Genomic DNA, 13,663 nt, shown 5'->3' on the forward strand with positions numbered 1-13,663 from the left:
GGATTACCGTCGTACGCGAAAGATGGCATCAGGGTTCTGAATCGTTTGTTCCCTTGTCTTTGCTGTTTTCTGCGGTTATGGAAAAGAAAATGGATGGATGTCTTCGGGTGCGGGGATCTGTTTCCTTCCGGTCATGGGCTTCAGCATGTGCCCTACAGACTTTGGGTAAAAAGAAAATCCTGCAACGGCAGTGGAACCGACCGTTGCAGGACCGTTATGTCTTGTTTTGAACAGGAAATCCCTGCGGGATATTCCCGGATGATCGTGGGTCTTACTTAACCAGCTTGTTGGATGAGGTGTCAGGGAAAACCACCGTCGGCTTGAACGATTTGGCTTCCTCGAAGTCCATCAGCGCATAAGACATGATGATGACGATATCTCCTACCTGTACCTTACGTGCGGCAGCTCCGTTCAGGCAGATACAGCCCGATCCGCGCTCACCTTTTATAATGTACGTCTCAAAACGTTCTCCGTTGTTGTTGTCTACTATCTGCACCTTTTCGCCTGCAATCATATTGGCAGCGTCCATCAGATCCTCGTCGATGGTGATGCTTCCCATATAGTTCAGGTTAGCTTCAGTAACCGTCACGCAGTGCAATTTTGATTTCAACACTTCTATCATCATGATTGATGCTCCTTATACTTGATGTTATCAATTAATCTGACTTCTCCGCAGTACACGGTGATGCATCCTACGATGTAGTTGCTGTCATTCCATTCCGATACGGTCTGCAGCGTGTCTCCGTCTACTATCTCGAAATATTCGATGGTGAGTCCTTCTGCCTCCTCAATGGCTTTTTCCACAAAAGCCTTGGTTTCTGCCAGGGTGTGTGCTTTCGCGTATTCTACACTGGCAAACAGGGCCTTGGAGATCTGCAGGGCCTGAGTGCTCTGCTCGCTGCTCAGACGGGCGTTACGGCTGCTCAGTGCCAGTCCGTCGTCCTCGCGTACGATGGGACATCCCACAATCTGAAGGTTGAACGGATATTTGCGTACCATTTCGCGGATGATGGCCAGCTGCTGGAAATCTTTCTCTCCGAAGTAGGCACGGTCGGGTTCAACTATCATGAATAACTTGCTCACAATCTGACAAACCCCATTGAAATGTCCGGGGCGGAACTTTCCTTCCATTACCGTATCCAGCGGCGCGTAGCTGAACTGACGAGTGTCAGGTTCCGGGTAAATCTCTTCTACGGAAGGAGCGAATACAAAAGTGACTCCACACGAGTCCAGTAGTTTACAGTCGGCTTCTAAGGTGCGGGGATACTTCAACAAATCATTCTGATCGTTAAATTGTGTAGGGTTTACAAAGTCACTGACTACCACTACATCATTTTCTGCTACAGCCCGCTTCACCAATGAGGCGTGACCGGCGTGCAAAGCTCCCATTGTAGGAACCAGTCCGACGGACTTTCCTTCCTTACGGAGAGTATCCAACTCCGCCCGAAGCTCTTTAATTGTTTGAATCAACTTCATTTCCTTGTGTTTATTAAAATGCTTTTTAATAATTCGGGTGCAAAGTAACCACATTTTCGCCACATAAAGAAACAGATTGTGCAAAAAGAATAAATATTTTGCGGCCGCTCCCTTTTTGTACTGAAAAAGATAAGGTTATTTGAGGATAATCCTGCCTATCATTAACATACTATAAGGAATTATTCGAAAGCGTATTTGCCTTGAGCGTCTATTTTTTATATCTTTGCAAAATGTTTATGAGCAATAATAATAACATGAGCGCGAAAAAAGTTTTATTCATTACACAAGAAATTACTCCTTACGTGCCCGAGAGTGAACTGTCACTTATCGGACAAAATTTACCGCAGGCTATTCAAGACAAGGGTTATGAAATCCGTACGTTCATGCCAAAATGGGGAAACGTCAACGAACGCCGCAATCAGTTGCATGAGGTGATCCGTCTGTCGGGAATGAACATTATTATTGATGATACCGATCATCCGTTGATTATTAAGGTAGCTTCCATTCAGGCAGCCCGCCGGCAGGTATATTTCATTGACAACGATGATTACTTCCAGCACCGCCTGATGACGACTGATGAAGAGGGTAACGAGTATGAGGATAATGGCGAACGTGCTATTTTTTATGCCAGAGGCGTACTTGAGACAGTGAAGAAGCTGCGTTGGTGTCCGGATATCATCCACTGTCACGGATGGATGAGTGCCGTAGTACCTTTATATATAAAGAAGGCTTACCAGGATGAACCGTCATTCCGCGATTCCAAGGTGGTCTTTTCGGTATACGGAGAAGGATTCAAGTCGAACCTGGCTCCTAATTTCAAGGAACAGGTGCTGTTCAGGGACATTACGCTCGATGACTTGAAGATGATGGAAAGCCCTGCCAATTACGATGAACTCAGTAAACTGGCAATCAGCTACTCCGACGGAGTCATACAGAATAGCGAGAATGTCAATGCCGACATTATTGACTATGCAAATAAACTAAATATACCAGTGACAGGTTTTCAGACCGAGGATGCTTATGCAGATGCCTGCAAGGATCTGTACAATAAGATACTGGGGGATGCTGAATAACCGAATGACTTTATAAATTTTAGAAGAAAATGAAACTTAAGTTCTTGGCGGTATTCGGACTGGCCGCCACACTCTGTAGTTGCGATGATGAAACGGTCGGTATCGGTCAGTTTATTGTAGACGATGAACTGATTGATGCAAAGGCGGCTTCTTATAATGTAACAACTCAATCGCTTTTGCTGGACTCAGTGTATTCACGTTCCAGTACGGCTTATCTGGGAAAGTTTACCGATAAGGATTACGGGACTTTCAGCTCTGACTTTCTGGTGCAGATCAACTGCCCCGAGAATTTCAGTCTGCCGGATAAACTGGAGGATATTGTAGAAGCGAAGCTGGGGCTGTATTATACGGATTATTTTGGCGACTCGCTGTCAACACTCCGTGTGCAGGTGGATACACTGAATACCGTGATTAAAGACGACGGAAAGGACAAGAACTTATACTACAGTAACCTGGATCCGAAGAAGTATTATGATGCCACTACGCCTTTCCTGGCGGTAAAGGATTATGCGGCTTACGACAAGACGGTGAGCGATTCCATCCGGAATGCGACTGACAGTTACGGCAACAAGACGTATTATCCGAATGTTTCAGTGGATTTGGGCAAGGATTTCTGCAAGTATCTGTTGGATAAGTATAATGAAACGAAGGAGGTCAACGGACAGACTGTTCACCCGAACTTCCGCGATTCTGAAGCCTTTATCAAGAATGTACTCAAGGGATTCTATGTACATACCACTCAGGGAGAAGGATCGATTCTGTACGTTTCTGATATTTATCTGAGTCTGAAACTGTCTTATTGGGACAAGACGGATGAGGATAAGGATACTTTGCTGACCGGATATGTGCAGATGGCCAGTACGAAGGAGGTATTCATGTCTTCACGCTTTAAGAACGCCAACCTCGATGAACTGAAGAGTGATCCGGAACGGACTTATTTGAAGACACCGGCAGGTATCTGTACGGAGGTGACTCTTCCGCTGAAAGACATGTTTGATGCGCATCAGAAAGATACGCTGAACTCCATTTCGGTTTCGTTCCAGAAGTTGAAGAGCCAGGAGGCAGGACCGTTCAAGATGGGAACTCCGAGTCGGTTGCTGATGGTCAGAAAGAGCGACATGAAGAGTTTCTTCGAGGACAATAAGGTCAACGACAACAAGACGTCGTTCATTGCCAGCTATGACAGCAAGACGGCTACTTACCAGTTCTCGAAACTGAACCGTCTGACCAGTTACATTTTCAGCGAGATCCGTCCGGAGGTGGAAAAAGGTGAGGCTGCATGGAACAAGTGGGTGACTGAGCATCCCGACTGGAACAAGGTGGTGCTGATTCCGGTAACTACCGAAAGTGACTCACAGGGTAATATTATTGGTGTAGAGAATGACTTGAATGTGAATTCGGCTATGCTGGTACGGGGAGTAGAAGGGGATCCTTCTTCGAACGAGGAAAACCAGATTACGATGAATGTAATTTATACTCAGCCCAAGCAGCGATAGGTGAGGACATTCTGATAATGATATAGATAAAAAATGGGAGAACCGGACGATGAAGCGGTTCTCCCATTTTTTTATAGGTATTGGTTTGTTTCTTTACTTGTCTTTTCATTGGGGCATTGCCCGGCCGGAAAATACACCGGGGTGCCGGGACATTGCCGGAGCGTTCCGGTACGGCTTAGAAGAAAATCAGGCTCAGGTCGAAAGTGAAGTCCTTTTCTGCCGTGAAGCTGTGTCCGTAATACCGCTGCCAGTTGTATCCGCCCGCAATGGAGATTCCCATCTTCGGACCGATCCGGTATTCCAGGTTGATCCGGGGCTGGAAGGCATACATCCGCCGGGCTGTTTCCGAACTCACATTCTCGATATGGAAGAAACCGGCATCCGCTCCGATTATGATCCGTGAGGAAAGCGGATGATAGATACCTGCCCTGTAAAACAGGTTTACCGGGACACTCTGGGTGACTGCCGGATAACGGGTACCCGCTCCGAGTTCGGTATAGGTATGGCGTCTCTTGAAACGTGCAGCCACACTCATGCAGTTGAAGTTGCCGCCCGAAACCACCATCTGGATACGGGTGGACGGATTCAGGTTGATGCATCCGAACTGATGGGCCGTACTGTCCTTACTGACGTTCACCAGTCCGATCTGTACCCCTTTATGGCCGATGGAGTCGATGTTGGCCACTCCCAGCTGCAGTCCCCTGTTCTCCTGCGCATAATTGGCCGCTCCCAGCTGCACCCCTTTGTTGACGACAGCCACATTGCCGATGCCGGCCAACTGTACTCCCTTGCTGGCTTCTGCCGTCACATTCAGGATGGAGGAAAGCTGAAGCCCTTTCAGACTGTCTCCAGTCACGTTCATCAGTCCTGCAAGATGGATACCTTTCTGCAAGCCGGCAGTGATGTTTGCCAGTCCCGCCAACTGTACCCCTGAAAAACGGTTGCCGGAGATATTCATCAGTCCTCCGAGCACCCATCCCGACGAATTGTCTCCGGTAAAGTTACCGATACCCGAGAAAGACACTCCCTTGAACCCCTTGCCGTTGACATTCATCAGTCCGCTGGCCAGTATGCCGGATGAATTCCCTCCCGTGACATTGGCGATACCCGAAAGGTGAACCCCTTTCGTATTCAATCCCGTCACATTGGTGATTCCGGCAATCTGCACCCCGTTGCTCCGGAAATGGGTGATGCTGGATATTACGTTGATTCCCAGTCCGTCGAGCTCCTGGAAGTTGCTGATGAAGCCCAGATTGAGATACGTACGCTCAGGTACGGTCTTGCGGTTGGTAAGGTTGACGGCCAGGTTAGGTCCCTTTTTCAGCCCCTTCTCCTTAGTGGGCTGGGCATAAGAGGAAACTGTTCCTGCCAGGAGGCATCCCGACAGGAACAGCATACTATATGATATCTTTGATTTCATATCCTTTATTTTACATCTTGATACAGGAATCGCTTGATGCTCTTTTTCGGAGTCTTTTCAAACTCTTCCGGATAAATCTTTACACGGGTAATCTGTGAGTAGGCCGGTAAATTCTGGTTGAGGGCTACCCGGTTGTCTTCCATTGCCTTTTCGATGTCCTCGTCTTTCAGTCCCTGTGCATAGGCCACTTCGAAGTCCGGATAAATCAGGGCCATCAGCTTGTGGTCTTCCTGCTGGATGACGATGCTCTCGGCCACGTAAGGCAGGTTGTTCAGCTGGTCTTCGATTTCCTCCGGATAGATATTCTGTCCCGAAGGACCCAGCAGCAGGTTCTTGCTCCGTCCCTTGATGGTTACGTTGCCTTCCTCGTCCATGATGCCCAGGTCGCCGGTATGCAGCCATCCGTCGGCATCGAGTACCTGTGCGGTTGCTTCCGGATTCTTGTAGTATCCCAGCATGACATTGTCTCCCCGTGTCAGGATTTCTCCTACCACATGCTGCGGGTCGGGACTGTCTATGCGTACCTCCATGCGCGGAGCGGCTTTTCCGCATGATCCCGGCTTGAAGCGCTGCCAGTCTTCGTAGCAGATAATCGGACCGCATTCTGTCATACCGTATCCTACTGTATAAGGGAAGTCGATGCTTTTAAGCAACTTTTCCACTTCCTGGTTGAATGCGGCACCTCCCACAATGACTTCGTAGAAGTTGCCTCCGAAACCTTTGATCATCTGCTCGCGTACGGTTGCCTTGATCTTGTCGTTGATGATAGGCACTTTCAGCAGGACTTTCATCTTGAATGTCTCCAATTTGGGGAGTACGTTCTTCTTGATGATTTTCTCGATGATCAGCGGTACGGCAATGATAATGTTCGGCTTTACCTCGGCAAATGCCTGGAAAATGATCTTCGGACTAGGCATACGCGTGAGGAAGTAGATGTGCGCCCCGCACGAGAATTCGTAGAGGAACTCGAAGGCCAGTCCGTACATGTGCGCCATGGGAAGCATGGACACGATGCGGTCGCCGGCATTCAGTTTCAGTACCTCAAAGGCAAACTGAGTGTTCGACCACAATACGCGGTAGGGCAGCATGACACCTTTGGAGAAGCTGGTAGTACCCGATGTGTAGTTGATGACAGCCAGTTCCTCAGGGTTGTCACGGCGGTAACTGATGTGCTCACGCCGGAAGTTGCGGGGAAATTTCTTGCCGAACATCTCGTTCAGGTGCTCTCTGGCATACTCCAGTTGTTTGCTGCGGCATACCAGCAGGGTAAAGTCCGTCATCAGGATGATACCTTCCAATGCAGGCATGGCTGCTTCGTTCAGGCCTTCCCAAACCACGTCGCCTACAAAAAGGAGGCGGGCTTCGGAATGGTTGACAATGTGATGTACATTATCCGCCTTGAACTCGTGCAGGATGGGTACTGCTACGGCACCATAGGTAAGAATTGCCAGGAAGGCAACTCCCCAGTGCGAGCTGTTCCGTCCGCAGATGGCTACCTTGTCTCCCGGCTGAATGCCGCTTTCGGCCAGCAGGATGTGTAACTTCTCGATTTTACGAGCGACATCTTTATATTGCAGGGTGGCCCCCTTATAATCAGTCAGTGCGTCTAAATCCCAATTTTTTTTGATACTTTCTTCGATGAAAGCAATAAAACTTTTTTCCATATTCTGTTTTTTATTTGCACAAGATGTGCGATAATGTGCAAATATAATTTTTTCTTCTCAGTTGTACAAATTTAGGGGGAGGCATACTTCATTATCTTCCTAAAAAACGGGGGAAGGGGGAGTGCGGAAAACAACAAGAGGCATCTTTTCGGGTGAAAAGGTGCCTCTTGTAAGGAATGCAGCCGCAGAGGAATTATTCCTCGTGGTTGCTGTAATATTTCATGAACTGCGTACGTTCGAACGGGTTGACGCTTCCGGCAGTGTTGGCATTCATCTTGCCCTTGAACTGAGCCAGGTTTTCGAAACCTTTGTCGTCCATCCATTCTGCCAGTTCTTTTTTCATGCTTTCAATTTCTTTCGGACCGTACTGGTAGATGGCGCTGCACACTTCTACGGCAGTGGCTCCGGCCAGGATAGACTTGATGACTCCTTTACCGCAGTGTACTCCACCGGAAATGGCATAGTCGAGCTGAGGGATGGCAGCCGAAGCGATGGCTGTCCAGCGCAGACGGTCGGCGAGTTCGGCTTTCGTACTCATTACGTTGGTGTTGCAGTATGTGAGTGTCTCAATGTTGAAGTCCGGCTGGTAGAAACGGTTGAACAGCACTACGGCTGCGGCACCGTTGGCATACAACTGGTTGATCAGGGCAACCGGGTTGGTCAGGTTGGCACCGAGTTTCATGATGACAGGGATGCGGACTGCCTGACGGATGTGTCTTAATGTATCGATATGCTGCTGTTCAAACTTGCCCGGAGTGTAGTCCTTGTCGGTCTGGAGAGCGAGGATGTTGATTTCCAGAGCGTCTGCTCCTGCTTCTTCCATGATCTTGGCAAACTCTGTCCACTCATTGTCCGAGTAGCAGTTGATGCTGGCAATCACCGGAATCTTGCATGCTTTCTTAGCCTCTCTGATCAGGTTTACGTGTTCGTTCAAGGTGTTTGAACGTACGTAGGCACCCAGGTAATCGTCGGCTTCGGGAGAACCGTAACCGCTCATGGTGCCTGCCTGTATGTTGATCTGTTCTTCGAAAACAGACTTCAGTACGACTGCACCGGCGCCTGCTTCCTCCAGTTTCTTTATTTTCTCAACGCTGTTAGTCAATCCGGAACTGCTGATGATGATCGGATTTTCCAGTGTTAATCCTGCAAATGTTGTTTTTAATTGTGCCATATGTTTTAAGTTTTAATAGATTCGGTCTCCAAAAATTTTACTTCCTACCCGTACCAGCGTACTTCCTCTTTTTACGGCTTCCGGATAATCGTGTGACATCCCCATAGACAGTTCGCAGAACTGACTGTTTCCTGAAAAATAGGAGTTTTTCAATTCTTTGAAAAAATCACTGAGCGACTGGAACTCCTGCTGTATTTGGTGCAGGTCATCTGTATACGAGGCCATTCCCATGATTCCTGCAATGGATACATGAGAAAGATTCTTCCATTCTCCTTCGGCAAGCAGGGCCCGGCATTCTTCGAAAGTAAATCCGAATTTGCTTTCCTCCTGGGCGACGTGCATCTCCAGCAGGCAGGGAATAACGCGGTTGACCTTGGCTGCCTGTTTGTCGATTTCGCACAGCAGCTTGAAAGAGTCTACCGCATGAATCATGCTGACAAAAGGAGCAATGTATTTTACCTTGTTGGTCTGCAGATGCCCGATGAAATGCCACTCGATATCTTTCGGCAGTGATTCGTACTTGCCGGTCAGTTCCTGCACCTTGCTTTCGCCGAAGATGCGCTGCCCCATGTCATACGCTTCCCGGATGGCTTCTGCCGGGTGGAACTTGGATACGGCAACCAGTCTTGTCTGCGGAGGGAGTTCCGCCAGTATCTCTTTCAGATGTAATTGAATATCGGTCATGGCAATCAGGATTTATCGTTTGTCTGCGTCCGGAAATTCCGGTTTTACATTGGGTTCTGCCGAGTAAGGATATACATCCATGATGGCGGTTTCGGCCACTGAGGCAATGACGTAATCGGCCATTGTGCCTTTCATGCCTTCGTCCAGCTTGTGGATGGCATCCCGAAGGTCGGCTGCCTGTACCAGTACGTTGGTTGAGGTCTTTTTCTCAGCACCGCTTTTCTCGTCCAGTGTAATGAAGTAGAGCTTGCATTTGAACCAGCGGTCTGCTGCATCTTCCTCACAGGGAAAAAGTTCACTGTAATTGGCCCGCTTGATGTCGGACACCGTAAATTCTCCACTGATAAACGGAGTTATTTCTTCGATAATACGTGATTCTGCTTCTGTAAAACTGAGTGCGTCTACCAGATAAGGTTCCGTAACCTTCTTGTTCATACCATTTTCGGCTATCTTCTCATAGCGTATTTTGCACTCAAACCAGTTATGCATCATAATTCTAAATTCTTTATGTAATTAGTAAAACCTTCCTGCAAAGATATATTAAAAATTAATCCTGCCTAAGAGAAAAAACAGTTTTTTCAGGATTATTCTCTCTGCTTGCACCGGTTTTGCAGCATAAAGGCTTTCAGCAATTCGGCATGGTGTCCCTGAATCAGCACGTGGTGGTTGCCCAGCGGATTCCTCAGGAAATAATCGGCCGGACTGTTCAGCCGGACTCTTACCTGTGTCCGGCAACAGGTTGCCAGATTGGTGTTTTCGGTGAGGTATCCTTCGGCCACGTAGAACTCGTCGAGGCATTCTCCTCCACATTTGAAGAGGGTGACTTCCTCTTCGTGCATCAGGCCCTGGATGGCAATGCCTTTCCCCGTCTCAAAATGGTCGCGCAGAATGAAATCGGTGGTCATGCGGGTAGGGATGGAGCAGTGCGCCAGCAGCAGTTCGTTGCGCTGTACGTCGACAAAAGAGGGATTCCCCATGAAAGCCGGCTGATCGGTCAGGGTCTGTGCCATGAGCATGGTCATGATGGTCTGCAGGTCTCCTTCGCATCCGGCAGGGATACCTTCGTCGTTCAGCAGTGACAAGGCCAGGCAGCCCGTAGTATTCAGTTCCTCGATCAGTGAGAAGCAGGATACGGCAACCGCATTTAGCTGTTCTTCCCTGCAGGTTTCCTGCAATGCCCGGTAAAGTCGCATGGCACGCAGCAGGTCGTCGGGAGTCGCATCCTGACAGGCCTTGGCACGTGAGGCGAACAGGGAGGCTTCCGGTCCGATGTCGTCGTTGGAAATCTGGTGGAACCGCTTGTAGACATCTTCTATGGGAATGTCGGTATAGGTGACTCCCCACCGTTGTCCGGCCAGCAGGTAATCGACGTGACTGGCTACCAGCCAGGGAGCGGGACTTCCGATGACTCCGATCCGTTTCCCTTTCATCTTGCGCTTGGCGATGAAGGTCCTGTAATGCTCCAGCACCTGCTGTACCATGTATTCGGCCGTTCCGTGAATGATGCGTACCTTCAGGGCCTTCGTACGTATGCATGCCGCAATTTCCAGGGCCGCAGCCAGTGAGTTGTTCAGTCCGTCGGCCAGGATGGTGATGGGATAGGGGAATGCACTGACGCAGCGCATGGCCTGGTCTTCCACACCGCCACTGGCGATGAAGATCATCTTAAAGGCATTGGAAGGGATGGTATCCGCCTCGTGGTAAGGAGTCAGATGGAGGGTAAAGAATCTTTCCAGGGAAATGAAAAAATCCTTGTGGCTTTCGTAAACCCATTCTTTTCGATAGTTTCCGGAAGTAAATATAATCAGATATAATTCCATATGCATAGTGTCTTATTATTGTCTTTAATGTATTACGAATATAAGTTTTTTCTGCGACTTATCCTTGCAGGTTGGGGGAGATTTGTGTTTTTTTTAATAGCCGCCTGTCTGTAGTTGTATATTTTTGAATTTCACTGCTTTTAATAAGGATTGTTTAACGGTATCGGAACGGCAGGGGCCCGGTGCGAGGCTTTCGGGATGCGGAAGCTGCGGGAATTCCCTTGTCTTTTTGAGGGCAAATGTTGTGTAATAAATCCTTTCGGAGTATCTTTGCAGCCCGAAAAGAGAACTGTGGCATGGAGTAGCTTATAATCTTATGTCTCAGAATGTTGAAATTAATTAAGTGCGGACAAAATGCAGAAAGAAGAAGACAAGCTGATGCGGCGGATTGAGAAGCGTTTTAGCAAGGGTGTGGTGCAATACGGATTGATTGAGGAGGGGGATAAAATCCTGGTGGGACTTTCCGGCGGAAAGGATTCGCTGGCTTTGCTGGAACTGCTGGCCCGGCGTTCCCGGATCTACAAGCCGCGTTTCAGTGTGGTGGCGGCTCATGTGGTGATGACGAACATCCCTTATGAATCGGATATCGAGTACCTGCGCCGTTTTGCGGAGGAACTGAATGTGCCGTTCGTGCGCTATGAGACTTCTTTCGACCTGTCCAGCGACACCCGTAAGTCGCCTTGTTTCCTTTGTTCGTGGAACCGCCGCAAGGCGCTGTTTACCGTGGCCAAGGAGCATGGCTGCAATAAGATTGCTCTGGGACATCATATGGACGATATTCTGGAAACCTTGCTCATGAACATGACGTTCCAGGGAGCCGTGAGTACCATGCCTCCCCGTCTGGTCATGCGCAAGTTCGACATGACGATTATCCGTCCGATGTGTCTGGTGCATGAGTCCGACTTGGTGGAACTGGCTGCCTTGCGCGGTTACAGAAAGCAGATCAAGAACTGTCCTTATGAGAAGGATTCGTTCCGTTCGGACATCAAGCGCATCCTGCGCGAACTGGAGAAACTGAATCCGGAGGCGCGGTACAGTCTGTGGGGGAGTATGAATAACATACAGACCGACCTGCTGCCGGAGGAAATCGGGAAATAACACAGATAAAACAGTGAATAAAAAATAGAAGGTTATGTTGTCACAAGGTATTTATTCAGTATTGTTACTGATTTTGTCGAATGTATTTATGACATTTGCGTGGTACGGTCACTTGAAGATGCGGGAAGAATTCAGCTGGTTTGCTTCCCTGCCTCTGATCGGGGTTATCGCTTTCAGTTGGGCAATTGCTTTTTTTGAGTACTGCCTGCAGGTTCCTGCCAACCGTCTGGGATTCCGTGACAGTGGCGGTCCGTTCGATATCATGCAGCTGAAGGTGATTCAGGAGGTAATCACGCTGATGGTCTTCACGGTGTTCTCCATGATTGCGTTTAAGATGGAACTCAAGTGGAACCACCTGGCAGCTTTTGTCTGCCTTTGTCTGGCTGTCTATTTCGTCTTCAAGAAATAAGGAAATACATCGGAATTGGTCGTTAACGGAACTGCCGCCCTGCTGGAGTCTGACAAGACACCCGCAGGGCGGCAGTGGTGTTTATGTAGAGCCATCGGTCTCAAAAGAAACCTGTGCCGGAGCATTTCCGGCACCGAGGCTTACATCAATTCATCCGAGGTATATCCTTTCGGGAGTTCACGGCAGTTGTAGCCGGAAGCCATAATCTCTCCGTAGGCACCGGCAGAGCGCAGGGCGATGAGGTCTCCGCGTTCCACCTTGTTCAGGTCGATGGCCTTTCCGAAGACATCGGAAGATTCGCAGATCGGACCTACCACGTCGTAGGTTTCCATCGCTTTCTCAGAAGTGATGTTCTCAATTTTGTGGTAAGCCTGATAGAGGGCCGGACGGATCAGGTCGGTCATACCGGCATCTACGATGGCAAACTGCTTGTTGGTTCCCTGTTTTACGTAAATCACTCGGGTAATCAGGCTTCCGCACTGTCCTACCACCGAGCGTCCCAGTTCGAAATGCAGGGTCTGCTGAGGACGGAGTCTCAGGTGCTTGTGGTAAGTCGCGAAGTATTCCGCAAAGTCAGGAATCGGCTGGCGGTTAGGGTGTGCATAATCGATGCCCAGTCCTCCGCCTACGTTGATATGCTCAACGATGATCTGTCGTGCATACAGCTTTTCCTGCAGTTCATTGATGCGGTTGCAGAGTGCGATGAAGTCGCCCATGTCCAGAATCTGTGAACCGATGTGGAAATGCAGTCCCACGAATTTGACGTGGCTCATCTCCAGGGCACGGTCGATGATGCGGTCCATGTCCTGCATGCTGATACCGAACTTGTTCTCTGCCAGTCCGGTAGTGATGTTGGCATGCGTATGGGCACCTACGTCGGGATTGATACGGAAGGCTACCCGGGCAATCTTGTTCTTGGCAGCTGCCAGTTCGTTGATGACCTCCAGTTCCGGAACCGATTCCACATTGAAGCAGAAAATATCGTAGTCCAGTCCCAGGTTGATTTCCTTGTCGGTCTTTCCTACACCGGCATATACAATCTTGCTTCCCGGGAAACCGGCTTTGATGGCCGCCTTGATTTCTCCGCCGCTTACACAGTCCACGCCCAGTCCGCTTTCACGGATCACGCTCAGGATCTTCGGATTGGCATTGGCCTTTACGGCATAATGCACGCAATATTTGTTGTTCTTTTCGGTTTCCTTACGGATGGTATTCAGTGTCTCACGCAACAAACCGGTATCATAATAGTAAAACGGAGTTTCCAGCTCCCTGAATTTATTGATTGGAAATGTACCTTTCATAATTGTAAACTGAATATTAAAAAAACGGATGGCCCGGTCCCTGAGGAATGT

13 protein-coding genes are annotated in these 13,663 nt (G+C 48.9%); 4 read left to right on the forward strand and 9 right to left on the reverse strand.

Annotated elements, in window-relative coordinates:
* Positions 1-271 precede the first annotated feature (271 nt).
* Together panD and panC are read right to left on the reverse strand one after the other, a co-directional pair.
* Positions 272-625, reverse strand: a complete 354-nt coding sequence (panD, locus tag H3001_RS03425; RefSeq protein WP_178245032.1) for an aspartate 1-decarboxylase — start codon at positions 623-625, stop codon at positions 272-274.
* On the reverse strand, positions 622-1,476 hold the full coding sequence (gene panC, locus H3001_RS03430; RefSeq protein ID WP_181214080.1) for a pantoate--beta-alanine ligase: 855 nt from the start codon (positions 1,474-1,476) through the stop codon (positions 622-624). The genes panD and panC overlap by 4 nt, the downstream gene beginning before the upstream one ends.
* Before the next feature lie 254 nt (positions 1,477-1,730).
* Between panC and H3001_RS03435 the strand changes: the two genes are divergently transcribed.
* A complete protein-coding gene (locus H3001_RS03435; RefSeq protein ID WP_178245028.1) occupies positions 1,731-2,549 on the forward strand; it encodes a glycogen/starch synthase in 819 nt (272 codons plus the stop codon).
* A gap of 29 nt (positions 2,550-2,578) precedes the next feature.
* The gene (locus tag H3001_RS03440; protein ID WP_178245025.1) at positions 2,579-4,045 is read left to right on the forward strand and encodes a DUF4270 domain-containing protein; all 1,467 of its coding nucleotides are present in this window, start codon (positions 2,579-2,581) and stop codon (positions 4,043-4,045) included.
* 175 nt (positions 4,046-4,220) lie between these two features.
* On the opposite strand, the gene H3001_RS03445 is transcribed toward H3001_RS03440, so the two are convergent.
* The 6 genes from H3001_RS03445 to H3001_RS03470 all read right to left on the reverse strand — a co-directional run bounded on the left by H3001_RS03445 (position 4,221) and on the right by H3001_RS03470 (position 10,804).
* Positions 4,221-5,465 carry a hypothetical protein gene (locus tag H3001_RS03445; RefSeq protein ID WP_178245023.1) on the reverse strand — a complete coding sequence of 415 codons (1,245 nt, stop codon included), beginning with the start codon at positions 5,463-5,465 and terminating at the stop codon, positions 4,221-4,223.
* Positions 5,466-5,470: 5 nt separating this feature from the next.
* Positions 5,471-7,129, reverse strand: coding sequence for a long-chain fatty acid--CoA ligase (locus tag H3001_RS03450; protein WP_181214081.1), 1,659 nt, complete (start codon positions 7,127-7,129; stop codon positions 5,471-5,473).
* A 193-nt stretch (positions 7,130-7,322) separates the two neighbouring features.
* Entirely contained in the window at positions 7,323-8,300 is a 978-nt protein-coding gene (locus H3001_RS03455; RefSeq protein ID WP_178245019.1) for a dihydroorotate dehydrogenase-like protein, read from the reverse strand.
* A 12-nt stretch (positions 8,301-8,312) separates the two neighbouring features.
* On the reverse strand, positions 8,313-8,984 hold the full coding sequence (locus tag H3001_RS03460; protein ID WP_181214082.1) for a YggS family pyridoxal phosphate-dependent enzyme: 672 nt from the start codon (positions 8,982-8,984) through the stop codon (positions 8,313-8,315).
* A 12-nt stretch (positions 8,985-8,996) separates the two neighbouring features.
* Entirely contained in the window at positions 8,997-9,479 is a 483-nt protein-coding gene (locus H3001_RS03465) for a DUF4494 domain-containing protein (protein ID WP_178245079.1), read from the reverse strand.
* A gap of 89 nt (positions 9,480-9,568) precedes the next feature.
* Positions 9,569-10,804, reverse strand: a complete 1,236-nt coding sequence (locus tag H3001_RS03470; RefSeq protein WP_181214083.1) for a fucose isomerase — start codon at positions 10,802-10,804, stop codon at positions 9,569-9,571.
* 354 nt (positions 10,805-11,158) lie between these two features.
* Here H3001_RS03470 and H3001_RS03475 point away from each other — a divergent pair, with 354 nt between their 5' ends.
* Both H3001_RS03475 and H3001_RS03480 read left to right on the forward strand, forming a co-directional pair.
* Positions 11,159-11,902 (forward strand): ATP-binding protein, encoded by a 744-nt coding sequence (locus H3001_RS03475; protein WP_178245013.1) that lies wholly within the window; start codon positions 11,159-11,161, stop codon positions 11,900-11,902.
* A gap of 34 nt (positions 11,903-11,936) precedes the next feature.
* Complete coding sequence (locus H3001_RS03480; RefSeq protein WP_178245011.1) at positions 11,937-12,311, forward strand: DMT family protein; 375 nt, start codon at positions 11,937-11,939, stop codon at positions 12,309-12,311.
* Between the two features lie 140 nt (positions 12,312-12,451).
* Here the strand turns inward: H3001_RS03480 and lysA are convergent, their stop codons facing one another.
* Positions 12,452-13,612: a diaminopimelate decarboxylase gene (gene lysA / locus H3001_RS03485; RefSeq protein WP_181214084.1), complete on the reverse strand. Its 1,161-nt coding sequence runs from the start codon at positions 13,610-13,612 to the stop codon at positions 12,452-12,454.
* Positions 13,613-13,663 lie beyond the last annotated feature (51 nt).

The sequence above is a fragment of the Phocaeicola faecicola genome (assembly GCF_013618865.1).
Taxonomy (GTDB): Bacteria; Bacteroidota; Bacteroidia; order Bacteroidales; family Bacteroidaceae; genus Phocaeicola; species Phocaeicola faecicola.

Coding starts and splice junctions, on each gene's coding strand:
- panD (WP_178245032.1), bottom strand. CDS start 625: ATGATGATAGAAGTGTTGAAATCAAAATTGCACTGCGTGACGGTTACT.
- panC (WP_181214080.1), bottom strand. CDS start 1,476: ATGAAGTTGATTCAAACAATTAAAGAGCTTCGGGCGGAGTTGGATACT.
- H3001_RS03435 (WP_178245028.1), top strand. CDS start 1,731: ATGAGCGCGAAAAAAGTTTTATTCATTACACAAGAAATTACTCCTTAC.
- H3001_RS03440 (WP_178245025.1), top strand. CDS start 2,579: ATGAAACTTAAGTTCTTGGCGGTATTCGGACTGGCCGCCACACTCTGT.
- H3001_RS03445 (WP_178245023.1), bottom strand. CDS start 5,465: ATGAAATCAAAGATATCATATAGTATGCTGTTCCTGTCGGGATGCCTC.
- H3001_RS03450 (WP_181214081.1), bottom strand. CDS start 7,129: ATGGAAAAAAGTTTTATTGCTTTCATCGAAGAAAGTATCAAAAAAAAT.
- H3001_RS03455 (WP_178245019.1), bottom strand. CDS start 8,300: ATGGCACAATTAAAAACAACATTTGCAGGATTAACACTGGAAAATCCG.
- H3001_RS03460 (WP_181214082.1), bottom strand. CDS start 8,984: ATGACCGATATTCAATTACATCTGAAAGAGATACTGGCGGAACTCCCT.
- H3001_RS03470 (WP_181214083.1), bottom strand. CDS start 10,804: ATGGAATTATATCTGATTATATTTACTTCCGGAAACTATCGAAAAGAA.
- H3001_RS03475 (WP_178245013.1), top strand. CDS start 11,159: ATGCAGAAAGAAGAAGACAAGCTGATGCGGCGGATTGAGAAGCGTTTT.
- H3001_RS03480 (WP_178245011.1), top strand. CDS start 11,937: ATGTTGTCACAAGGTATTTATTCAGTATTGTTACTGATTTTGTCGAAT.
- lysA (WP_181214084.1), bottom strand. CDS start 13,612: ATGAAAGGTACATTTCCAATCAATAAATTCAGGGAGCTGGAAACTCCG.